Origin of the sequence: Vibrio sp. PBL-C16 (genome assembly GCF_034321865.1) — a bacterium.
GTDB lineage: Bacteria > Pseudomonadota > Gammaproteobacteria > Enterobacterales > Vibrionaceae > Vibrio > Vibrio alginolyticus.
Map to the genome: position 1 here is coordinate 963,826 of NZ_JAXLNY010000002.1, position 23,183 is coordinate 987,008.

19 protein-coding genes are annotated in these 23,183 nt (G+C 43.7%); 11 read left to right on the forward strand and 8 right to left on the reverse strand.

From position 1 onward, the window contains the following. The first annotated feature begins 11 nt into the window (after positions 1-11). From UQW94_RS12745 to UQW94_RS12760, 4 genes are all read left to right on the forward strand, one after another. Positions 12-974 carry a DNA polymerase III subunit delta' gene (locus tag UQW94_RS12745; RefSeq protein WP_262634233.1) on the forward strand — a complete coding sequence of 321 codons (963 nt, stop codon included), beginning with the start codon at positions 12-14 and terminating at the stop codon, positions 972-974. Then, positions 965-1,732 (forward strand): TatD family hydrolase, encoded by a 768-nt coding sequence (locus UQW94_RS12750; protein ID WP_005372957.1) that lies wholly within the window; start codon positions 965-967, stop codon positions 1,730-1,732. The genes UQW94_RS12745 and UQW94_RS12750 overlap by 10 nt, the downstream gene beginning before the upstream one ends. 444 nt (positions 1,733-2,176) lie before the next feature. Beyond that, the gene (ptsG, locus tag UQW94_RS12755; RefSeq protein WP_005372959.1) at positions 2,177-3,607 is read left to right on the forward strand and encodes a PTS glucose transporter subunit IIBC; all 1,431 of its coding nucleotides are present in this window, start codon (positions 2,177-2,179) and stop codon (positions 3,605-3,607) included. A 213-nt stretch (positions 3,608-3,820) separates the two neighbouring features. Further along, complete coding sequence (locus UQW94_RS12760; protein ID WP_005372960.1) at positions 3,821-4,222, forward strand: hypothetical protein; 402 nt, start codon at positions 3,821-3,823, stop codon at positions 4,220-4,222. Positions 4,223-4,291: 69 nt separating this feature from the next. Here UQW94_RS12760 and UQW94_RS12765 read toward each other — a convergent pair whose 3' ends face one another. From UQW94_RS12765 to UQW94_RS12775, 3 genes are all read right to left on the reverse strand, one after another. After that, a complete protein-coding gene (locus UQW94_RS12765) occupies positions 4,292-4,387 on the reverse strand; it encodes a MetS family NSS transporter small subunit (protein WP_005372963.1) in 96 nt (31 codons plus the stop codon). Then, on the reverse strand, positions 4,384-5,850 hold the full coding sequence (locus tag UQW94_RS12770) for a sodium-dependent transporter (protein ID WP_005372966.1): 1,467 nt from the start codon (positions 5,848-5,850) through the stop codon (positions 4,384-4,386). The genes UQW94_RS12765 and UQW94_RS12770 overlap by 4 nt, the downstream gene beginning before the upstream one ends. 569 nt (positions 5,851-6,419) lie before the next feature. Further along, a complete protein-coding gene (locus UQW94_RS12775) occupies positions 6,420-7,010 on the reverse strand; it encodes an outer membrane protein (RefSeq protein WP_137282262.1) in 591 nt (196 codons plus the stop codon). Between the two features lie 127 nt (positions 7,011-7,137). Between UQW94_RS12775 and UQW94_RS12780 the strand changes: the two genes are divergently transcribed. Next, entirely contained in the window at positions 7,138-7,230 is a 93-nt protein-coding gene (locus UQW94_RS12780) for a YnhF family membrane protein (RefSeq protein ID WP_005372970.1), read from the forward strand. Between the two features lie 44 nt (positions 7,231-7,274). Next, positions 7,275-8,426, forward strand: coding sequence for a patatin-like phospholipase family protein (locus UQW94_RS12785; RefSeq protein ID WP_005372971.1), 1,152 nt, complete (start codon positions 7,275-7,277; stop codon positions 8,424-8,426). A 108-nt stretch (positions 8,427-8,534) separates the two neighbouring features. Here UQW94_RS12785 and pyk read toward each other — a convergent pair whose 3' ends face one another. After that, positions 8,535-9,977: a pyruvate kinase gene (pyk, locus tag UQW94_RS12790; RefSeq protein WP_025767228.1), complete on the reverse strand. Its 1,443-nt coding sequence runs from the start codon at positions 9,975-9,977 to the stop codon at positions 8,535-8,537. A 410-nt stretch (positions 9,978-10,387) separates the two neighbouring features. On the opposite strand from pyk, the gene UQW94_RS12795 reads away from it, so the two are divergent. Beyond that, the gene (locus UQW94_RS12795; RefSeq protein WP_005385828.1) at positions 10,388-11,605 is read left to right on the forward strand and encodes an ROK family protein; all 1,218 of its coding nucleotides are present in this window, start codon (positions 10,388-10,390) and stop codon (positions 11,603-11,605) included. Between the two features lie 363 nt (positions 11,606-11,968). After that, positions 11,969-12,922, forward strand: coding sequence for a chemotaxis protein CheV (locus UQW94_RS12800; RefSeq protein WP_005372976.1), 954 nt, complete (start codon positions 11,969-11,971; stop codon positions 12,920-12,922). A 72-nt stretch (positions 12,923-12,994) separates the two neighbouring features. Here UQW94_RS12800 and UQW94_RS12805 read toward each other — a convergent pair whose 3' ends face one another. The 4 genes from UQW94_RS12805 to UQW94_RS12820 all read right to left on the reverse strand — a co-directional run bounded on the left by UQW94_RS12805 (position 12,995) and on the right by UQW94_RS12820 (position 19,073). Continuing rightward, positions 12,995-16,069, reverse strand: a complete 3,075-nt coding sequence (locus UQW94_RS12805) for an error-prone DNA polymerase (RefSeq protein ID WP_064354175.1) — start codon at positions 16,067-16,069, stop codon at positions 12,995-12,997. 27 nt (positions 16,070-16,096) lie between these two features. Then, entirely contained in the window at positions 16,097-17,500 is a 1,404-nt protein-coding gene (locus UQW94_RS12810; protein WP_322142260.1) for a DNA polymerase Y family protein, read from the reverse strand. 4 nt (positions 17,501-17,504) lie between these two features. Further along, positions 17,505-18,197, reverse strand: coding sequence for a translesion DNA synthesis-associated protein ImuA (gene imuA, locus UQW94_RS12815; protein ID WP_033905734.1), 693 nt, complete (start codon positions 18,195-18,197; stop codon positions 17,505-17,507). 129 nt (positions 18,198-18,326) lie between these two features. Beyond that, entirely contained in the window at positions 18,327-19,073 is a 747-nt protein-coding gene (locus UQW94_RS12820; protein WP_005372980.1) for a YciK family oxidoreductase, read from the reverse strand. Between the two features lie 254 nt (positions 19,074-19,327). Here UQW94_RS12820 and sohB point away from each other — a divergent pair, with 254 nt between their 5' ends. From sohB to rpsA, 3 genes are all read left to right on the forward strand, one after another. Then, positions 19,328-20,389, forward strand: a complete 1,062-nt coding sequence (gene sohB / locus UQW94_RS12825; protein ID WP_005385819.1) for a protease SohB — start codon at positions 19,328-19,330, stop codon at positions 20,387-20,389. Between the two features lie 208 nt (positions 20,390-20,597). Further along, entirely contained in the window at positions 20,598-21,278 is a 681-nt protein-coding gene (gene cmk / locus UQW94_RS12830; RefSeq protein WP_053306696.1) for a (d)CMP kinase, read from the forward strand. Positions 21,279-21,388: 110 nt separating this feature from the next. Further along, on the forward strand, positions 21,389-23,059 hold the full coding sequence (gene rpsA, locus UQW94_RS12835) for a 30S ribosomal protein S1 (protein WP_005385817.1): 1,671 nt from the start codon (positions 21,389-21,391) through the stop codon (positions 23,057-23,059). Positions 23,060-23,183: the final 124 nt, after the last annotated feature.

Sequence of the window (23,183 nt, forward strand, 5' to 3'; positions counted from 1 at the left end):
TTAGGTGACTCATGTTAAATGATTATCCATGGCTACAGCCAATATGGGATAACCTCAAAGTAGGGTTAGAGTCGGACAGAATACCAGGTGCGCTTTTATTACAAAGCGAGCAGGGCTTGGGCATCGAAAAACTTATCGAGTTTTTTAGCCAAGCACTTCTTTGCCAAAATTACGCGAGTGAAGCATGCGGTTTTTGTCATAGCTGCAAGCTAAATCAATCTCAAAACCACCCTGATTTACACTGGATCAAGCCAGAGAAAGAAGGAAAGGCGATAACGGTGGACCAAATTCGCGCTTGTAACCGTCTTGCTCAGGAATCATCTCAGCTTAATGGTTACCGCCTATTTGTAATAGAACCGGCGGACTCTATGAACGAGTCGGCATCGAATGCGCTGTTAAAGACGCTAGAAGAGCCTGGGGCAAAGTGCTTGTTTTTGCTCGTTACCCACAATCAGGAGCGTCTGCTCCCAACGATTCGTAGCCGTTGCCAACACTGGGTTGTTGCGCCTCCGTCAGCGGAACAAGCGATGCAATGGATGCACGAACAAGGGGCGAAGCAAGTTCCTGCTTATGCCTTAAAACTGAATATGGGCTCTCCAATAAAAACATTGGATGCGTTAAATAATGGTGAGCTCGAAGCTTACTTGGCTTTTGAACGCAGTTTTATTAAGGCAATGTCTTCGCCTGTTTCAGACGTTTCTGAGTGTGCTTCTTTAATCGCTAAACACTCAGAGCAATCACTAGACTGGGCATGGTATTTACTGACAGATGCTCAGAAAGCGCAGTTTGGTGTATCAGAAGCTCAAATGCTTCCGGGCGCGACAAAGTTTCAACCGGACAACTATAACGGTTTGTACTCATCAGCGAAGGCGCTGATGAACCTGAAAGCTCAGGTGCAAGCCTTTCCTGGCCTGAACCTTGAGCTACTATCAATGAATTGGTTAATTGAATCACGAGAGGCATTATGTTCGTAGATTCTCATTGTCATTTAGACAAATTGAATTACGACGATCTCCACATCAATGTGGAAGACGTTATTAACAAAGCTAAACAAGCAAACGTAACTGAGCTACTTTCTGTTGGAGTAACGCTGGATTCTTTCCCGAAAATGATGGAAATGATCGAGCCTTATGACAATGTTTATGCTTCGTGCGGTGTGCACCCACTTGATGTTGAAAGCGACTTTTCGATGGACGTATTGCGCCACCATGCGTCGAATGCAAAAGTCGTCGCTATTGGCGAAACGGGTTTAGATTATCATTACAAGCCCGAAACGGCCGCGTTACAGAAAGAGCGCTTTGAGCAACACGTTGATCTTGCAGTGGAGCTCAACAAACCTTTAATTATCCATACCAGAAACGCACGTGCGGATACTCTAGATATTTTGCGTAAGGGTGGGGCAGAGAAATGTGGTGGTGTTATCCACTGTTTTACAGAAGATCTTCCATTTGCTGAAGCTGCACTGGAGCTGGGGTTTTATATTTCTATCTCGGGGATTGTTACTTTCCGTCAAGCTACAGAGTTAAAAGAAGTGGTGAAGACTCTACCTTTAGAGAAGCTTCTTATTGAGACAGATTCTCCTTACTTGGCTCCTGTCCCTCATCGTGGCAAAGAGAATCAACCCGCTTACGTTGTCGAAGTCGCTTCTTATATTGCGCAACTCAAATCGTGCTCTCTTTCTGAAGTGGCACAAAAAACCACCGAAAACTTCCGAAATCTTTTTTTGCGATAAAAAAATAATAAGAGCATAAAAAAGGAGCTTAGGCTCCTTTTTTGTTGATAAAAACAACAGATACGCTCACGAGTTTAATGTTTACTAAAAATGTTGATTTAATAACATTCAAAAATCACAAATGTAATTTTGTTACTAAAAATAACATTGAGGCGTATTTTATTTACGCCTTAAAATTAATTATATAAATAATTAATTCTTTATAAAACAGTAATATAAGTACAATGCAAACCTTTTCATCGGCTGTTTTTGGGTGTGATCCAAGACTTGTTTTGAAACTAAATTTCGTAACTGTGTGGAAAGTTTGAGGGTCATCAATATATATTTAGAGCCGGAAAATATAATGCAGTTGTGGTTACATTTTCATTGGGTGCTAACCTTTAGGCTACGGGGGTGTGCCGTTAGTGCCCAAATAATACTTATAAATTTATCAGGAGCATAAACATGTTTAAGAACCTTTTTGCTAACCTGCAAAAAGTTGGTAAGGCTCTGATGCTTCCAGTATCAGTTTTACCAGTTGCAGGTATTTTATTAGGTGTGGGTGCTGCCCATCTAAGCTTTATTCCAGAGATTGTTTCTAATCTTATGGAACAAGCTGGTGGTTCAGTATTCGGCCAAATGGCACTTCTATTTGCAGTAGGTGTAGCTCTAGGCTTCACTAACAACGACGGTGTTGCAGGTCTTGCAGCTATCGTTGGTTACGGCATCATGACGGCAACGCTAGGTGTAATGGCGGGCGTTATGGGTGTTGAGAAAATCGATACAGGTGTACTAGGTGGTATCCTTGTCGGTGGTGTGGCTGCTTGGGCATTCAACCGTTTCTTCAAAATCCAACTTCCAGAGTACCTTGGCTTCTTCGCTGGTAAGCGCGCAGTGCCAATCATCACTGGTTTTGCTGCGATCATCCTAGGTGTTATCCTTTCTGTTATCTGGCCACCAATTGGCGGTGCAATTTCTGCATTCTCTGATTGGGCTGCACACCAAAACCCACAGCTAGCATTCGGTATCTACGGTGTTGTTGAGCGTTCTCTAATCCCATTCGGTCTACACCACGTATGGAACGTACCGTTCTTCTTCGAAGCAGGTTCTTGTGTTAACGCTGCCGGTGAAGCTCAAAATGGTGTACTAACTTGTTACCTAGTTGCTGATGAAGCATCTCGTGCTGCTGGTAATGGCTTCGGTCAGCTAGCGGGTGGTTACATGTTCAAGATGTTCGGTCTACCAGCTGCAGCAATCGCAATTGCTCATTGTGCTAAACCAGAAAACCGTGCAAAAGTAATGGGTATCATGGCGTCAGCTGCACTGACTTCATTCCTAACTGGTATTACTGAGCCAATCGAATTCTCATTCCTATTCGTTGCTCCACTACTATACGGTATCCACGCTCTACTAGCTGGTTCTGCATACATCGTTTCGAACACTCTAGGCTTTGTACACGGTACTTCTTTCTCTCACGGTCTGATCGACTTCCTAGTTCTATCTGGTAACGCTCAGAAGATGGTGCTAATGATTGCCGTTGGTCTAGTTTACGCAGTAATTTACTACGTAGTGTTCCGTGGTGTAATCACAGCGCTTGACCTAAAAACACCTGGCCGTGAAGATGAAACGGAAAGTGCAGCTGTAACTTCTGGCTCTGATATGGGCGGTGAACTGGTTGCAGCGTTTGGCGGTAAAGCTAACATTACTGGTCTAGATGCATGTATCACACGTCTACGTGTAGCAGTTGCAGATACAGCAGCTGTTGACCAAGACAAGCTAAAACAACTAGGCGCTGCTGGTGTTGTAGTTGTAGCTGGTGGTGTACAGGCTATCTTCGGTACTAAGTCTGATAACCTAAAAACTGAAATGGATGAGTGGATTCGTAACCACGGTTAATCGCAGTCATTCATAGTAATGCATAAAAGGAGGCTTCGGCCTCCTTTTTTAGTTCCTATTTTATTAACTGACAGTTCCTTTTTTAGTGTGATCCTAAACTCATCTTTACTTTTGTCAGCTTTTTCATACATCGAGCTTACCCATCGTTGACATATTGATATGCCATTATGTTTGAATAGCGAATAATGTTTTTTTGAATAATTGATAACGTGTATGAAGAACAAATTCATTTTAGTTTTGGGACTAGTTTCTAGTACGGCAATGGCGGCAAGCGAACCAACGGATCTATCAGTTGGTATGGCTGTCGATCAACAATTAAGTGTTGTTGTAGAGTTAGATAACAAATATCGTGGCATTATCGGAAACGATGGTATGGCGTTTGATTACATCGCTAAGCGTGGAACATTCGATCAAAACATGCCTGTGACTTGGTATGTCGGCGTTGGTGGCTGGTATGAATGGGATGACGAGTTTGGTGTGAGAGTACCACTTGGTGTGAACTGGGATTTATCACGCGGCTGGGACCTTTATGGCCAAATACACCCAGAGCTAGATCTTTACAAAGGTGCTGACTTGCAACTTGGCGGCGCCGTTGGCATCAAGTACAGTTTCTAGAATTGAACTAATGTATGTATAAAAAAACGCCGGTAACTACCGGCGTTTTTTTATATGGAACTTAACGTTCTATTGTTTATCCATGGCTCGCTTGATGCAAACGGCAGCGCCGCCCCAAGTGATACCTAAACCAATAACCATCATAATAATTGCGCTGATTGTCATTTTGCTGTCTCCTTGCGGTTCACTGCGTTGATCACTAGACCAAAGATAAAGAGTGCGGCGATAAGTGCCCAGCCTAAAGTTAGATCATAGCCACCGTAGCCTTCAGTAATTAGGGCGTATAGCTTGGTCGCTAAGATAATGGCGAGCATGATTGGTGTAACGAAGCGTAAGCAGATCTCGAACCATTGACCAACAGAGAAATCAGAGCGCTCGTTAACGTAATTACGTACTTCTGGCACGCGCTTCAATAGCCACGCCATCAAGACAATCTCAACCAGACCACCAACCATGATGCCAACGTTGTTCGCAAAGTGGTCTACTAGATCGAGTAGCAGCAGACCGCCATTGGTAGCAAACGCCATAGAGACAACGAAGCCAATACCAATCACAACATTTGCAGCTTTTTTACGGCTCCACTTCAGCTTGTCGATAATGGCTGAAGTTACGGCTTCCATAATTGAAATATGCGAACTTAGACCAGCAACCACCAGTGCAAAGAAGAAAAGTGGACCAAGAATATATGGGGCAGGTAGTAGGTTAATTGCCGCAGGTAAAGTAACAAAAGCCAAGCCAACGCCTGCAGATACCACCTCTGTTAACGGCTTACCTTGCTCTTGAGCCATGTAACCCAATACTGAGAAGATCATGATGCCGGCTAGGATCGAGAAGCCACAGTTGATCAACACGGTCATAAACGCGTTATTCGTTATGTCCGACTTTTCTGGTAGGTAGCTAGAGTAAGCTAGCATGATGGCGAAGCCGATACTTAGCGTAAAGAAGATCTGACCATATGCCGCTGCCCATACTTTCACATCCCAAATTTTGCTGAAATCGGGTTCGAACATGTAGTTCACGCCATCTAGAGCTCCTGGCAAGAAAATCATACGTCCGATTAAGAAAATCACCATCAAGAATAGGATTGGCATCATAATTTTAGATGCTCGTTCAATTCCTGATTTCACGCCTTTGGCAATGGCGGTGTAAGTAATTGCCCAAGCAATTACCATGGATAAAGCAATCTTCCATTGAATACTACCTAAGTCTGTTGGTGAGTTGTCACCTAGCTTTAGGTATTCACTAAAGAAAAATGCGTTGGTATCGGTTCCCCAACCTTGAGTGAACGACAACCCAAAGTAAGAAATCGACCAACCGATAACAGCCACATAGTAAACGGCAATAACTGCAGCCACACCAACTTGGAACCAGCCAAGCCATTCAAACTTAGAATGAATTTTCGCAAGTGTTTTTGGTGCTGAGCCTCGGTATTTTTGTCCCATACTGAACTCAAGGATCATAAATGGAATACCGGCAGTGATCATGGCAAAAATGTAAGGAATAAAAAATGCGCCGCCACCGTTTTCATAGGCCATGTATGGGAAACGCCAAATGTTTCCCAAACCGATAGCAGACCCAACTGCTGCTAAGATGAATCCCGCCCGGGATCCCCATTGTTCTCGCTTCATATTTGACTCCTATAAGACTCCCTGAGGAATGAAGCTCTCTACGTAACACAGTAATAATTGCGCAAACAGTTGGAAGAAAGGACCGCTGTTATCCATCAGCTTTTCTATCCTTAATTCTAACTTCTTATAATTTTATAGAGCTATATTCTGGATACTGTAAGAGAAAGTAGATTATTAATCTTAAAATTTTGATGTGTGTTTGATAAAACTGAAATATTTATCTGTTTTCACTGATCAGACTAACTTCTAATAATACTTAGCGCAATAGAATCTAAATGTTAATTCATATGCGTTGTCTGGTTTTAATCTTGTTAAATTTGGGTTTGATTGTGGTTTTGTGTGGGTGGTTGGTTGTTTGTCTGGAATAAATGACTGGAATCTAATAATTGCTTTGGTGTTTAAGACTATTTTGATGAATTAGGGCGTACGGCTATCTTTTGTGCACCTATTTAGATGATGCTTCGTTACTTTGCCAAACAATGGTGTTTAGACGATATCCTTTATCGGCTCTGTGCAGGACTCGTTCAGCGTTCTTTGTGACGAGTCCTACAAAGGAACATGCATAAAAATTAGAAGCGGAAACTAAAACCGACATTTGATTGGAATTGGTTCATCCAATCAGTATCGAACTTAATGATACAGTTTGAGCCGTCATTAGGTAGAGTACAGGCGCCAGATGTATCGTTATCAACGACCGTTCCTAACCACCTCAGTTGGGCTGTTAATGCAAAGTTCTTTGAAAATTCATATTCCAGCCCTGCAAAAGCGCTAGCCGAAAATCCGTATTTTTTGTCTACCCAATCCACATCGGCGTAAGAAGCGCCCAAACCTACACCGATATAGGTTTGCCAATTTTCTGCGACAGGATAGTACATGCTGCTTTGGAAGTGCAGATAATGGATATCTGCCGAGTTGGACAGCTTTTCAAGTTCCGTCGATTGATTGGAGTAAAACAATCCGATCCTTCCTTTTTCTAAGGGAGTCTCGACTGAAAGAGCGTAATTCACTGCGGGGTCGAGATCGTATGTATTACCACTTTCATCCTCTACTTGGCCGCCTCCTGTATAGCCTATGTATGGCGTAACGATGATATTCGCTTGTGCATTGATAGCAGTACTCATCATCATGATTCCTACTAGCCAGCTGAGTTTTTGGTTCATGCCCTATCTCCTTATTATGACTAAGCTAATTGTGATGGGTTAGTCAAAATTGCGCGACTAAATTAAGCAAGTCTTGAACATATTTCACACCGGTGTTATTAATTTGTTACATATTAAGGAGGTGTTTATGGAACACGATCTAAAATCCGCATTAATCATTGTGGTGACTGTTTTTGCAGTGCTTTTGTCATTTGGCATCATTGCTATTACAACAGCTTAAGATAACCACTTTTACCAAACGATTTAACAAAATGGCGTGAGCCTATGATACGTAACAGCGGTATAATCACAGAAAGCCATGCAGAGCTTGATGTAAAAGTTTATGAGCACTTTAGGCATGGTAAAACTGCTTTAGTCACGCAAGGTGGAGGGCAGAGAGGGATTTTTACCGCTGGCGTTTTAGACGCCTTTTTACTTTCCAACTTCGATCCTTTCGATGAGTTCTATGGCACCTCTGCCGGAGCACTTAACTTATGTTCTTACTTGTGTCGTCAACATGGCATGGGCAAAGCTTTTATTACCGAGCTGACAACGTCTCCTGAATTTTTTAATCTGTTTCGCTATATCCGAAAGCAGCAGTACTTAGGTTTAGAGTGGGCATTAGAACGGATTCAAGATTTCCCATACAAGCTTGACCTTGATTTAGGTCGTAGTGCATTGGGAAAACGAGGAGCGTTTGCTGCGGTAACGAATATAGAGACGCTATCAGATCAATATCTACCAATCTTGGATGACTCGTGGTTTAACACTATGCTAGCGACATGTGCGATTCCCAAGTTGTACCACGGACCTGTCGACGTAAATGGCAATAAGTTTGTTGATGGCGGCGTGTCTGCCTCTATCCCTGTTCAAGAAGCGTGGCGTCAGAATGCTCGCAACATTATTGTCATTCGCACAGAGCCGTTTTCAGAGATTGAAGCGAGAGCCCAAAGTGAAGTGGGGGATGTGCCTGTCGAATGGTATCGAGAGTCTATCAACTCAGTACAGCAATCATGGCAGCAAAAAGTGAATCAGTGGAAGCTGGATTGGGCGTCGTTCTTCCAACAAAAAATTAATGCAGCACATCAATCGAAGCTTGCAGGGAAAATGCTGTTAAATGGAGGTCGTTGGTTGTTCGGTGCCGATAACTTGTATCGTTTAAGTCATCTGATTGGTGAGAATTTTGATTCAGGTTTAGCCGACATGCTGATGATTCATTATCAAACATTTGAGCTCACTCAGGCCTTTATATCTGCTCCACCTGACGACACTTTTATTTTACAAGTTGCGCCTAAAGAGGGACTTCGTTCTTCTTCTTTGTTAAGTGACCAAGAGTCACTAGAGCATGACTATCAACTTGGGCTTCAAGCTGGGTTTAACCTAGTTCAACTCTATGACCAGCTGGATGTTGAAATTGATGGTAGAGAGAGTGCATAAACCTTCTTACGTTCACGATGTGCGCAATATACAAAGCATATAAATAAGGCTCCATTTTCGGAGCCTTATTTGCGGGTTCTTGTGGTTAACTCCAGTTAGGTATAACGACTACGCTTGTAGAATGCGCATGCAGTTGGTTGAGCCAACAACATCCATTACATCGCCTTGAGTAATAATGACTAAATCACCTTTGTGCAAGAACCCTTGCTCTTTAAGGCTAGTAATAGCTGCTTGAGCCGTTGGTAAACCCGCATCACTTTTTGACTCGAAATATACAGGTGTCACGCCTCGGTATAATGCTGCTCGATTTAGTGTCGATTCATTCCGTGATAAGGCAAATATTGGCAAGCCAGAGCTTAAGCGAGACATCATCAACGCAGTCCTGCCGGACTCAGTTAATGAGATCATCGCTTTAATTCCTTCCATGTGATTCGCAGAGTACATGGTTGCCATTGCGATGGTTTCTTCAGCGGTTTCGAAGGTTCTATCTAAGCGATAAGTAGATAGACTTGCCTCCGACATTTTTTCTGCCCCCACACATACTTCGGCCATGGATTTGACCGTTTCTACAGGATATTTACCTGCAGCAGTCTCTCCAGACAGCATCACCGCGTCAGTGCCGTCTAGAACCGCATTGGCCACATCCATCACTTCAGCACGCGTTGGCATTGGGCTAGTAATCATGGACTCCATCATTTGTGTCGCAGTAATCACGATACGGTTTAAACTGCGTGCGCGGCGAATCAGTTTTTTCTGGACACCTATGAGCTCAGGGTCACCGATTTCTACACCAAGGTCACCACGTGCAACCATCACTACATCGGATGCGAGAATAATGTCGTCAATAGACTCATTGGTCGCGACGGTTTCTGCTCGTTCGACTTTAGCCACTAACATGGCTTCAAGGCCTGCATCTCTGGCTAAGCGTCGAGCGTAATGCATGTCTTCGCCGTTACGCGGGAATGAAATAGCAAGGTAGTCTACTTGAATTGCTGCGGCGGTAAGAATGTCGGCTTTATCTTTCTCTGTGAGCGCATCCGCTGACAATCCGCCGCCTTTTTTGTTGATCCCTTTATTGTTGGACAGTGGACCACCGACAATCACACGGGTATGAACTTTATTACCCTCTACTGTAGTAACTTGCAGCTGAACGCGTCCATCATCGAGTAATAAAATGTCATTTGGTGAAACATCTTGCGGCAGTTCTTTATAATCTAACCCTACAGATTCTTGATTGCCTTCACCTTTTGGTAAATCACTATCTAATGTGAATTTATCGCCCACATTCAAAATGACTTGGCCGTCTTTAAACGTTGATACACGGATTTTAGGGCCTTGTAAGTCACCAAGAATTGCAACCTGACGCCCAAGTCTTGCTGCAATGGTACGGACTTTGTTCGCACGTTGAATGTGGTCTTCACTGGTTCCATGTGAAAAATTCATACGGACAACGTTTGCACCGGCTTTGATGATCTCCTCAAGTATATTGTCCTTATCCGTTGAAGGACCCAGCGTAGTGACAATTTTTGTTCGTCTTAATTTGGAAGTCATAGATTCTCCGATGAATGTGTGTGTAAAGGTAACTTGAACTCTATCCTTACTTTACGCAATCGCTCTCAAGGTTAGCCTCGTTGCTGAGCCCACACCTTAAAGCTACTTGAATATAAGTATATGCACAGAATGTTTATATTAAGAGTAACCCCGGTAAAACAGACAGATATTCGACAGGCAATGGCCTTATTGATAAAAATGCGCTGCTTTAAAGGCACTACTTCATAATTTAGTGAATAAAAATAAGTTATTTTTCAAACAATTTAACAGGAGTAGATTCTTCGTTATTTGATTGAATACACAAACAAACAGGTTTATACGTGATGCTTGTCACGGGGATTTATTAATTCACTTCACAATTAGTTCGCAAAGTAAAAAAATTGTCCCGTTATAGAATTTCGGAGTGCAAGATGTACATGGCTCAACCGGGCCATATTGATCATATCAAACAGGTCAATGCTGGTCGTGTATATAAACTAATTGACCTAAAAGGTCCTATTTCTCGAATTGATTTGTCCAAGCAGAGTGAGCTTGCTCCTGCTAGTATCACCAAAATCACTCGAGAATTAATTGAAGCGCACTTGATTCATGAAACGACAGTACAAGAAGCGACGAGTCGTGGTCGACCTGCTGTCGGTTTGCAGGTCAATAATGAAGGCTGGCAATTTTTGTCAATGCGTTTGGGGCGAGGTTATTTAACCATTGCTTTGCATGAGTTAGGCGGTGATGTACTGATCGATACTAAAATCGAGATACACGAGCTTGATCAAGACGATGTGCTTGAGCGCCTGCTTTACGAAATTGATGAATTCTTTCAGACTTACGCGGATCAACTTGATCGGGTTACCAGTATTGCCCTTACGCTGCCTGGTCTCGTGAACTCAGAGCAAGGTGTCGTTTTGCAGATGCCTCATTACAATGTCGAAAATCTTGCTCTTGGACCAGAGATATACAAAGCAACAGGCTTGCCAGTTTTCATTGCCAATGACACGCGAGCTTGGGCATTAGCAGAAAAGCTTTTTGGTCATTCTCAAGATAATGACAACTCCGTTCTTATCTCTATCCACCACGGTTTAGGTGCGGGCATCATTCTGGATGGGCGCGTTTTGCAAGGCCGTCACGGTAACATTGGTGAACTCGGGCATATTCAAATTGACCCAAATGGAAAACGTTGTCATTGCGGCAATATTGGCTGTTTGGAAACCGTTGCCAGTTCTCAAGCAATTCGTGAAGAAGTCGTAAGACGAATCGCTGATGGCGAAGACTCTATTCTTGCTAAACAAGAAGAAATGAGTATTGAGAGCATTTGTGAAGCCGCTGCAAACGGTGATCCTTTGGCCGTCGATGTGATTGAAAAACTTGGACGCTACTTAGGCTCTGCAATTGCTATTGTGATCAACTTATTTAACCCTGAGAAAATCTTGATCGGTGGTGTGATTAACCAAGCAAAAGATGTGCTTTATCCTGCGGTTCGTCGCTGTATCGAAGAGCAGAGTTTACCTGTTTATCACCAAGATCTTGAGCTGGTGGAGTCTCGTTTCTATAAGCAAGCCACAATGCCTGGTGCCGCGTTGATTAAGCAAGCGTTGTACGATGGTCAACTATTGATGAAGGTTGTGGAAGGTTAAGTACTTTTTAACATGATGATGTGCCTGGCTGTTGAGACTGCATTTGTAGGTGATTTAGGGTGAGACTTAACGGCTCACCCTTTTTGATCGCCTATTACTAGAAAGGGAATTTGAGTTATGTTGCATTGCTATATCTGCGCCATTCATGTAATTTCCTAAAAAGCTCAAGTAAATAAACAAAATGGCTTTCAATGTGCTGCGTGACTTTGCGTCTGATGCAAAGAGAAGTAATACGCTAAAACTGTTGTACTTTAAAGCTGTGCTCGAAAAGCCAAATATTTTAAGGTTATTTGGTTATATAACCTTGCTGTGTCTGTACTGATTTCGAGTAAAATAAGAATTATCCATAATTTAGGTAGTAGTATGTCCGGAGTGTTAAATACGGTTGACCAGCGTACAAACTTGGTTGGTGAAAATCGACTAGAGCTTCTGCTGTTCACTTTAAATAGTCGCCAATTATTTGCGATTAATGTGTTCAAAGTGAAAGAGGTCATCAAGCTTCCACCGTTAACCAAGCTCCCTGGGTCGCACTACAATATTCGTGGGGTTGCTTCTCTACGAGGTGAAGCGGTACCAGTGATTGATTTACGAGGCGCAATTGGTTTTCCTGCTTTACGTGGTGAAGCGGAAGAAGAAAATTTGATCGTGACAGAGTACAACCGCACGGTGCAGGGCTTCTTAGTCGGTCCGGTTAAAAACATTATTAATACGGCATGGACTGAAATTCAGCCGCCTCCTTCCACGTCTGGTCGCTCGAATTACCTCACGGCTATCACGCAAATCAAAGAGGGGGATGCCTCTCAAATTGTCGAAATTATTGACGTTGAAAAAGTTTTAGCAGAGATCGTGCATTACGACGTGACTATTTCGGAGGACATTCTCGATCAAGAACTGGCCCAAGCAATGGTCGGGCGTAATGTTCTGATTGTGGATGATTCCTCTACAGCTCGTAATCAAGTTCGCGATACGCTTTCTCAATTAGGTATGAATATCATCGAGTGTCGTGACGGGCTGGAAGCGTTAACGGTTTTAAAACGTTGGTGTGATGAAGGTAAAGATGTAGAAAAAGAGCTGTTGATGATGATTACGGATGCTGAAATGCCTGAAATGGATGGTTATAAACTGACCCATGAAGTGCGCCAAGATCCACGTATGTCTAAGTTGTTTATCACATTGAACACTTCTCTGAGCGGTAGTTTTAATGAAGCCATGGTACAAAAAGTAGGCTGTGATCGCTTTATATCTAAATTCCAACCGGATCTGCTGGTTGAAGTTGCTCAAGACCGATTACGCCAGATGCTTTCTAAAAGTGCATGATTAGATCTAGTGAAATCAGAGGGAGCGCACCTCTCTCTGATTTTTAACATCTCTCTCCTTAATTCCTCTGTACTAATGGAAATCCCGAGATTTACTTTGTAGATTGTTCAAGTAGTGCGTGCAATCAATCAACTTGCCAGCAATAACGTGCGTGACTTCTCCCTCTCTTTCAAGAATGCCTTTCACCATTAATACTTTAGCGCCTAAATACGCTTGCTTTTGGGCTCGTGCTGTCGCTTGCCAAACGACCACATTAATGTTGCCCGTGTCATCTTCTAACGTAAAAAATGTCACGCCAGCGGCGGTGCCTGGAGATTGTCTTCCTGTTACCACGCCTACCACTGTGACCAGTGACTTATGCGGCTTCTCTGCCAGTTGCATCATGCGAGTAAAGTGAGGGAGTTTGCCCGTTTCTTCTAATAATTTAATTGGATGGCGGCTAAGAGATAGTCCCGTGCTTGCGTAATCCTCAATTAAATTTTCATATTCAGAGGGTTGAGTCTGGTAGCTAACATTGGGTTCTTCGACCTTGTGAAACAATGGTAGGTCAGATAAGGAATCCATTGCTGCCCAGCGAGCGTTATAACGATTCCCCGATAAGGCCTGAAATGCATTGGCTGAAGCCAATAATTCAATGTCACTTCGGCTTCTTAATATCTGCTTTACTTCTTGAATCGTTCGGTAACCATTAAGTGGTTTGCGCTCAATAAGCCTTTGTGCGCTTTCTGCGTTAAAGCCTTTCACCAAGCGAAAACCAAGTTGCACGCCGAGCCTGCCATTCGGACGTGAGACGAGATGATGCTGATATTTTGAATGATTGACGCACACCGGCAATACTTCGATGCCATGTCGGCGAGCATCTTGTACTAATTGCGATGGGCTATAAAATCCCATTGGTTGGCTGTTCAACAATGCAGTGTAAAATTCGGCTGGGTAATAATATTTTAACCATGCAGAACAATATGCCAGCACTGCGAAAGACGCTGAATGACTTTCAGGGAAGCCGTACTCACCAAAGCCGCAAATCTGATCGAAAATGCGCTCAGCAAACGCTAAGTCATAGCCTCTCTCTTGCATACCATTGATCAGTTTTGGTCTGAATTTAGCGAGATCGCCATTCTTTTTCCATGATGCCATCGCTCGACGGAGTTGATCGGCCTCGCCGCCGCTAAACCCTGCGGCTACCATGGCTAGCTTGATGACTTGCTCTTGGAAAATAGGGACGCCCATAGTCCGCTCCAGAACGCTTTTTACTTCTTCCGATGGATAACTGACTGGCTCTTTGTGATCTCGTCGTTTTAAAAAAGGATGCACCATATCACCCTGAATAGGGCCTGGACGAACAATTGCAATTTGAATCACTAAGTCGTAATAACAAGCAGGCTTTAGGCGAGGAAGCATGCTCATTTGTGCACGAGATTCAATTTGGAATACGCCTATCGTGTCGGCTTTTTGGATCATGCGGTACACGTGTGGATCATCTTGTCGGCGAGTGATCTCGGAAATAGAGAGGGATCGCTGGTGATGTTTCTCGACCAGTTGAAAGCACTTTTTGATGGCGTTTAACATGCCGAGTGCGAGCACATCGACTTTTAGTAGCTTCAAGCTTTCTAAATCGTCTTTATCCCATTGAATGATAGTGCGATCTTCCATCGAGGCATTTTCAACAGGTACCAACTCATATAAAGGTCCAGATGAAATTACAAAGCCACCTACGTGCTGAGATAAATGGCGTGGGAAGCCAATGATCTCGTTGACCAATTGGATGAACTGCTGCCCTTTGAGAGATTCTGGTTGTAAGCCCAGTTCAATAATTTGAGCTTGCCAGCCTTGGCTGCGATCTCGGCGATTAACGTTCTTAATGAAAAAATCCAATTGGGTCTCTTCAATCCCTAGTGCTTTACCGACTTCACGCACGGCACTTTTAAAGCGATAGCTGATCACTGTTGCAGCAAGTGCTGCACGCTCACGGCCATATTTTTTGTAAATATACTGGATAACTTCTTCACGGCGCTCGTGTTCAAAGTCCACATCAATATCCGGCGGTTCCTTACGTTCTTTACTGATAAATCGTTCGAATAAGACAGCGATTTGTCGAGGATCGACGGCGGTAATTTCCAGGCAATAACACACCACAGAGTTTGCAGCGGAACCTCGCCCTTGGTAAAGAATGCCTTGCTGTTTCGCGAACATTACAATGTCGTGAATAGTAAGGAAGTAGTAGTGGTATTTTAGCTCTTGAATAAGCGCCAGTTCATTCTCGATGGTTTGATTGACTTCTGCTGGCACGCCTTCAGGAAAACGCAGCTTTTTACCGCGTTCGACCAACATACGTAAGTAAGAGTCGGGTGTGTAACCATCTGGGATCAGCTCGGTAGGATATTCGTATTTTAAATCGGAGAGCTTAAACTCGCATAAATCGGCGATGTAAGTGCTTTCTTCCAGCCATTCTGGTTTGTAAATCCGAATCAACTTTTTAAAAGGACGAAGTGCTCGCTCAGTATTCGAAATACGATCAAAACCGAGTTTATCGACGCTACACCCATGCTTTATAGCAGTAAGTACATGCTGTAATGGCAAGCGTTCAACATCATGCATGAGAACGCCTCCGCAGGCAGTTATAGGTAATTGAAATTCATGTGCTAACTGCTCGCAGTGCGCAATGTATTCAGTATCGTTGTTACTCAAATGGCGCTGAATCGCTACCCACAAACGATTAGCGTGGTGTTGATTGAGCCAGCGCCCCCAATAGTGATCACTCTCTTGATGTGTGGGCAGCCACAATACCAAACAATGTCGAACCGACATCAAATCCCATTCGAACAGTTGATAGTTGCCTTTTTCACTGCGTCTCCTTGCGTTTGTGATGATACGACACAACTCGGCATAAGCCTTGCGACAAGGGCAAAGCAGTACGATTTGGCATTCATCATTTAACCAAAACATACTTCCAACGATTTGTTTGATATCGAGTTTATGTTGTTCGATGGTTGCATGGGCTTTGACAACGCCCGCGACTGAGCATTCATCCGTTATAGCTAGAGCTTGATAGCGATAGAAAGCAGCTTGGAGTACCAGCTCTTCTGCATGAGAAGCCCCAGTCAAAAAAGAGAAGTTAGACTGACAAAATAGTTCCGCGTAACTCATAATGATCCAACAAAAATAACTGTCGATTTAACAAAAATAGCCATGAAGAAACCAGTGCTTGTGCTGATCGCGAAATATCCATAACCAGCGGCCTTGCTTGGTGTGTGCAATGTAGTAATCACGCATGATCTCATCACCATCCCACCACCCAGAAACTATTCGCTCAGGTCCGTGGACCAAAGAAACTTGTTCTTGCAATACAATGGGAGTGGGTAATTGCATTGCGGGGCGTAGTATGGAAGGTATGGCGTGCCCCTTTTTATCTGGAGCATCAGCAGGGCGATACTGACTGGCCTTTTCTGGTCTAGGATCGCAAGCAATATTGGGTTTTAAAACGGCACTTTTCCCCAATTTAGCTTGCAGTAAAGAGAGCAGCTCTAAAGCATTCATGTTTCCTTTCTGCCCAGCAAAGAGATCGCGTGATGCACTAAGAGGCTCACCTTGACGGATGACTTTTAACGTTAGCCCCGTGACTGGGCCATTAAGCGAGAGTGACTCTAAGCTCAAACTCGCTAACTGTTGCCAACGCTGACATAGGTAATCACCTTGCGCAGAAGTGAGTTGAAGGTGTTGCTCTTGTTTCTCACGCTGGTGGAGTGTTAAACACAGTTCAAAAGCGACCTTATCTCTTAATTTAAGAAAGATTTCGAGTTGACGAAGTAATTTGGCCAACGGCTTTTCAATCCACTGAACGTTTTCGATCTCAAACAACAGCTCTAAATAAACTTGGAAGGATTCGGTAGGGTGATAAAAGTCGACAGGGTGTTTAAACTGCCCAGTCAGTCGACCAACGTAGTTCACCAAATCGATATCAAAGCGTCGTGCGATGTCTTGCAATGGCAGTTCAAGCAGGTTTTGCAATGTGGTGACACCTACACGTTGTAACTTCTCTACGGTAGCGTTTGATAAATCTGTCAGTGTTAACGGTATTGGTGATAAGGCTTTTTGTATGGCAGATTTGTCTTCGCTGATGACGTTCGCTCCTGATAATGCCATCAATTTGGCAGCAAAAGGCGAAAAACCACATCCGAATTGAAAGCTCAGTTTCAGCTCCGATAAGTGAGCTCTGACTTTATTCCAATAGTTTTCAAGCCCTTCATACAGAGCGAGCATTGGAGTAGCACGCAGTAAAATACCTTGGTTTGGCATCAACACAACGTCAGATGTGATCAAATACAACCACTGGGCTACCTCTTGTAATTTATTTAATTCGGTTTGTGGATGATAAGGATGCACTTGTAAATCTCGACACAAGGACGCAGCACTGCCTAAGCCCATACCAGGCTTAATGCCTTGTTGTTCGGCAATCTCGTTGTATTGAAGAATCTGGCAACGTTGGCTTTCGACAATCACTACGGGTTGTTCTTGGTTATCACCAAAGAGTGCGTCTAGCTGCAGGCGAGGGAAGTGCAAGTAAATCCACAGAGACATATCACTAACCTTGGTTCGCCAGTGGGAAATTGACCACAGTCGAGTGCACAGTTTCAGATGATGGTTTCACCAGTTGCGGGTAATGGTGTTGGAATCCGATACTAACGCTACCTCTATTCCAGCCTCCTTTCCTTTTCAGCACTTCAACATGAATCCCTTGCTCGTCGCCTTTCAGTTTTAAACTGAGTGACACAGGTAAAGACAAGCGGTTGATAGTATCTGTTTTAAGCATAAAGAGAGGGCAACTCCCTTGTTCACTTGCTACCTGTAAGCGTTTCACTTGATGTATTTCAAGCTCTTCTTGCCATAACAAAACATTACTGCATACCCCACTTTTCAGACATTGCTCTGCAGCCCAAAGAGCATCTTTGGGGTGAGTTGGAGTAACAACCCACACTTGGTTTATATCCAACCCGATGTAGTGTAAAAACAGAGAATTCACTAGCGCAGGTGGTTGAATAAATGCGGTCATACCATTGGTCTGAGTGGCTTTTAAATAGGGAGCGAGCAAACGCAATTCACCAATACTACCAATAGATTCCATCTCCACTACGCCATGAGGTGGAAAGCCTCCGCCGAGCAAATCATCTAATTCAGAAAAACCGGAACTAGTCTGCAACTGCTGAGGATCTGCTTTCGTTAAATTTGCTTGCCAAACAAGGTGTTGGCTTTTTAAGTTCTGAATAATATCTTGCATAATAAATACCTGTATATATATACAGTATATTTCTGTGGGAGAAAGTCGCAAGATTTTTATGAAGAGAGAAATGAAAAAAGGCAGCGTTTGCTGCCTTTTCAATCGATTATGTGAGGTAACCTGAATGAGTTATTTACGCTTCGGTTGAGCGTCGATGCACTGACCGTTCACATCGGTAACCGCAGGATCCATTAAGTGCAAATATAGCGGCATGATATCCAGTGGCGTTTTGAGAGTATTCGCATCTTCACCCGGATATGCTTTTTCACGCATGCGAGTACGAGTGGCACCAGGGTTAATTGCGTTAACGCGGATCGGTGTATCACTCAGCTCGTCAGCCAAAACTTGCATCATGCCTTCTACGGCAAATTTAGAGATAGCGTATGGCCCCCAGAATGCGCGGCCAGAGTGGCCGACGGTTGAAGAGGTAAAGATAATACGCCCAGCTTCTGATTTACGCATCACAGGCAGTAGTGCTTGAGTCATTAGCACTTCGGCTTTCACGTTGATCTGCATGATATCGTCGAAGTCTTCCTCTTTGATTTGATCAAATGGACACAGCGAACTCAAGACACCTGCGTTGTGTAATAGACCATCCAAGCGACCAAACTGTCCTTCGATTGTCTCTGCCATATCAATGTAATTCTGCTGAGTTGCGCCCTTGAGATCCAATGGAATGATAGCTGCTTGTGGATAGCCAGCAGCTTCAATCTCATCATAGATAGATTCAAGGTTTTGCACATTTCTACCCAAGAGAATAACAGTTGCACCGTGCTCTGCATAAGAAAGCGCGGCTTGACGGCCGATGCCATTACCAGCGCCAGTAACAAGAATGACTTTACCTTTTAGAGCATCAGCTGAAACGGAGTAGTTCACGGCGATAAATCCTTATTATTGTAAGAGGGTCCATGATAGTTAATTGACGCTAAAAAACGCCTGTTTCTCAATGGAAAATCTTGGTAATCGTGACAAGATGGTTACAATACACCAATTCATGTGTTATACCAATTCCAGAACTTTCGTTAGGTATGCTATCAATCAGAACAAGTGGTTACAAACCGCGCTGCCTTCTCGCTGATGTTTCTGCGTAACATACTAACGTCATCTGAAATGAGATAAAGGAGCTCTCGTTGGAATTTTTATTAGATTATGGTCTGTTTCTGGCCAAAATTATCACGGTGGTTGCTGCGATAATTGTTCTGCTCATTATTGCAAAATCGGCTGGTGGCAAATCGGGTGCGGCGAAAGGGGAGTTAGAGATTACCAACCTTTCAGAGCAACACAAACAATCTGTTGAGCAGTTAGAGCATCATTTGCATGACGATGCTTTCATCAAGGCTCGAGATAAAGCCGTCAAGAAAGAAGAAAAAGAGAAGAACAAATCTCGCGAGAAAGAAATCAAACAAGCGAGCAAAGACGGTTCATTAGATAGCAAGCGTGAACCACACCTATTTGTTCTTGATTTCAACGGTAGCATAGACGCAAAAGAAGTCGCGTCTCTACGTGAAGAAATCACCGCTATTTTGGCTGTCGCACGTGAAGGTGATGAAGTGTTACTTCGCTTAGAGTCTGGCGGTGGTATGGTTCATGGTTACGGCCTTGCCTCTTCTCAACTGGACCGAATCAAAGCTGCGGGTCTTCCTCTGACCATCTCTGTTGACAAAGTTGCGGCAAGTGGCGGTTACATGATGGCATGTGTAGCAGATAAAATTGTTTCTGCACCATTTGCAATTGTGGGTTCTATTGGCGTTATCGCACAGATTCCTAACTTCAACAAACTGTTGAAGAAACATGACATTGAGTACGAACAACTAACAGCGGGTGAATATAAACGCACGCTAACGATGTTCGGTGAGAATACCGATAAAGCGCGCGATAAGTTTAAGCAAGAACTTGAAGAAACACATGTCTTGTTTAAAGACTTCATCCGTGAGCGTCGTCCTAGTTTGGACCTAGACAAAGTAGCCACTGGGGAGCACTGGTTCGGTACACAAGCGAAAGAGCTTGGTTTGGTGGATGACATTAGTACATCTGATGATATCGTTGTTGCAGCATGCAAAGATAAAACTGTACTTTCTGTGCATTATGTACAAAAGAAAAAACTGGCCGACAAGCTAGCGGGTGTGGCGGGTAAAGTCGCTGATAGTGTGATTTTAAAGTTAGCTGAGCGTGGTCAAAAGCCGATTGTTTAATCGAGCTTAAGTTCATGACATTTAAAACGGCGAGGGCGGAAGCTCTCGCCGTTTTTGTTGAACTTTATGTTTATTGATGAATCCAATTACGCATTAGGTGTAATGCTTTACACGACATTTTTCCTCGCTCCAAAGACTGATTACCCGTATAATGTGCGCCTCGAAAACCGAGCAAATTGCTGAAAAGAAACTATTGGTGGAGAAGAACATGTCCTCTCAAACTCCGGTTGTAACCGTAGATGGACCTAGTGGTGCAGGTAAAGGCACTTTATGTATGTTGCTGGCGAAAAAGTTGGGTTTCCAACTCTTAGATTCTGGCGCAATTTATCGTGTACTTGCACTCGCTGCGATTCACCACGGTGTCGACACCGAGTCAGAAGATGCTCTTGTCCCACTAGCAACCCACCTAGACGTTCAATTTATCGCGGAAGGTGACTTAGTTAAGGTCATTCTAGAAGGCGAAGACGTGTCAGGGGAGCTTCGTAAAGAAGAAACGGGTATGGCAGCATCTAAAGTTGCGGCTTTGCCACGTGTTCGTGAAGCATTACTACGTCGTCAGCGTGCATTTGAGACCGCTCCGGGTCTGGTTGCTGATGGTCGTGATATGGGCACAATTGTATTCCCGAGTGCGCAAGCAAAAATCTTCCTTGATGCGAGTGCTGAAGAGCGTGCAAATCGACGCCTTAAACAGTTGCAAGAGAAAGGGTTAGATGTTAGATTTGCTGACCTTTTAAGCGAGATCCAAGAGCGTGACGACCGAGATCGTAACCGCCCAGTGGCGCCATTACGCCCTGCTGAGGATGCGCTTGTGCTAGATTCTACGTCGATGAGTATCGACGAAGTAGTAGAAAAGGCACTACAATATATCGAATCGAAGCTAGCTGAGTAATAATACTCGACTAGGCTAAGAGCGTTGGTCGCAAGGATGATGACTGGCGAATTTAATAACCCCATGCGGTAGGATACCCGTGGAAGTTTAATTTATTGAAGATTAATTAAATGACTGAATCTTTTGCTCAACTCTTTGAAGAGTTTCTAAACGAAACAGAATTCCAACAAGGCAGCATCGTTAAAGGTACTGTAGTAGCTATCGAGAACGGTTTCGTTCTTGTTGACGCTGGTCTTAAGTCTGAATCTGCTATCCCTGCTGAACAGTTCAAGAACGCTGCTGGCGAACTTGAAGTTGAAGTTGGCGCTGAAGTAGACGTAGCTCTAGACGCTGTTGAAGATGGTTTCGGTGAAACTCAACTTTCTCGTGAGAAAGCTAAGCGTCACGAAGCTTGGATTGTACTTGAGAAAGCTTACGAAGAAGCTGAAACTGTTGTTGGTATCATCAACGGTAAAGTTAAAGGCGGTTTCACTGTTGAACTAAACGGTATCCGTGCTTTCCTTCCTGGCTCTCTAGTAGACGTACGTCCAATCCGCGACACTGCTCACCTAGAAAACAAAGAGCTAGAGTTCAAAGTTATCAAACTTGACCAAAAACGTAACAACGTAGTTGTTTCACGTCGTGCAGTTATCGAATCAGAGAACAGCGTTGAGCGTGACGAGCTTCTAGAAACTCTACAAGAAGGTTCTGAAGTTAAAGGTATCGTTAAGAACCTTACTGACTACGGTGCGTTCGTTGACCTAGGTGGCGTTGACGGTCTTCTACATATCACTGATATGGCTTGGAAGCGCGTTAAGCACCCATCTGAAATCGTTAACGTTGGTGACGAGATCCAAGTTAAAGTTCTTAAGTTCGACCGTGAGCGTACTCGCGTATCACTAGGTCTTAAGCAACTAGGCGAAGATCCATGGGTAGCAATCGCTAAGCGTTACCCAGAAGGTCACAAACTAACTGGTCGCGTAACTAACCTAACTGACTACGGCTGCTTCGTTGAAATCGAAGAAGGCGTTGAAGGTCTAGTTCACGTTTCAGAAATGGATTGGACTAACAAGAACATCCACCCTTCTAAAGTTGTTAATGTTGGCGACGAAGTTGAGGTTATGGTTCTTGAAATCGACGAAGAACGTCGTCGTATCTCTCTAGGTCTGAAACAGTGTAAAGCTAACCCATGGCAGTCATTCGCTGAAGCACAAGCTAAAGGCGACAAAGTTACTGGTAAGATCAAGTCTATCACTGACTTCGGTATCTTCATCGGTCTAGAAGGCGGCATCGACGGTCTAGTTCACCTATCTGACATTTCTTGGAATGTTGCTGGCGAAGAAGCTGTACGTGAGTACAAGAAAGGCGACGAGATCTCTGCAGTTGTTCTAGCAGTAGACGCTGAGCGTGAGCGCATCTCTCTAGGCATCAAGCAAATGGAAAATGACCCATTCAATGCTTACGTTGCTGACAACAAGAAAGGTGTTCTAGTTAACGCTACTGTAACTGCTGTTGACGCTAAAGGCGCTACTGTTGAAATCGCAGAAGGCGTTGAAGGTTACATCCGTGCTTCTGAAGTATCACGCGATCGCGTAGAAGATGCTTCTCTAATCCTAAGCGCTGGTGATGTTGTTGAAGCGAAGTTCACAGGTGTAGACCGTAAGAACCGCGTAATCAACCTATCTATCAAAGCTAAAGACGAAGCTGACGAGCAAGAAGCAATGGCATCTATCAACAAGCAAGATGACAATGCATTCGGTAACGCAATGGCTGACGCTTTCAAAGCTGCTAAAGGCGAATAATATACTCGCTTAAGCAAAAAAGGAGCCGCAAGGCTCCTTTTTTATATTTGGTCATATTTAAGTAGTAATACTAATGACAGTAAACTATCTTAATAAAAGGCATTTCTTCATTGCGCATTTTGCA

Coding starts and splice junctions, on each gene's coding strand:
- UQW94_RS12745 (WP_262634233.1), top strand. CDS start 12: ATGTTAAATGATTATCCATGGCTACAGCCAATATGGGATAACCTCAAA.
- UQW94_RS12750 (WP_005372957.1), top strand. CDS start 965: ATGTTCGTAGATTCTCATTGTCATTTAGACAAATTGAATTACGACGAT.
- ptsG (WP_005372959.1), top strand. CDS start 2,177: ATGTTTAAGAACCTTTTTGCTAACCTGCAAAAAGTTGGTAAGGCTCTG.
- UQW94_RS12760 (WP_005372960.1), top strand. CDS start 3,821: ATGAAGAACAAATTCATTTTAGTTTTGGGACTAGTTTCTAGTACGGCA.
- UQW94_RS12765 (WP_005372963.1), bottom strand. CDS start 4,387: ATGACAATCAGCGCAATTATTATGATGGTTATTGGTTTAGGTATCACT.
- UQW94_RS12770 (WP_005372966.1), bottom strand. CDS start 5,850: ATGAAGCGAGAACAATGGGGATCCCGGGCGGGATTCATCTTAGCAGCA.
- UQW94_RS12775 (WP_137282262.1), bottom strand. CDS start 7,010: ATGAACCAAAAACTCAGCTGGCTAGTAGGAATCATGATGATGAGTACT.
- UQW94_RS12780 (WP_005372970.1), top strand. CDS start 7,138: ATGGAACACGATCTAAAATCCGCATTAATCATTGTGGTGACTGTTTTT.
- UQW94_RS12785 (WP_005372971.1), top strand. CDS start 7,275: ATGATACGTAACAGCGGTATAATCACAGAAAGCCATGCAGAGCTTGAT.
- pyk (WP_025767228.1), bottom strand. CDS start 9,977: ATGACTTCCAAATTAAGACGAACAAAAATTGTCACTACGCTGGGTCCT.
- UQW94_RS12795 (WP_005385828.1), top strand. CDS start 10,388: ATGTACATGGCTCAACCGGGCCATATTGATCATATCAAACAGGTCAAT.
- UQW94_RS12800 (WP_005372976.1), top strand. CDS start 11,969: ATGTCCGGAGTGTTAAATACGGTTGACCAGCGTACAAACTTGGTTGGT.
- UQW94_RS12805 (WP_064354175.1), bottom strand. CDS start 16,069: ATGAGTTACGCGGAACTATTTTGTCAGTCTAACTTCTCTTTTTTGACT.
- UQW94_RS12810 (WP_322142260.1), bottom strand. CDS start 17,500: ATGTCTCTGTGGATTTACTTGCACTTCCCTCGCCTGCAGCTAGACGCA.
- imuA (WP_033905734.1), bottom strand. CDS start 18,197: ATGCAAGATATTATTCAGAACTTAAAAAGCCAACACCTTGTTTGGCAA.
- cmk (WP_053306696.1), top strand. CDS start 20,598: ATGTCCTCTCAAACTCCGGTTGTAACCGTAGATGGACCTAGTGGTGCA.
- rpsA (WP_005385817.1), top strand. CDS start 21,389: ATGACTGAATCTTTTGCTCAACTCTTTGAAGAGTTTCTAAACGAAACA.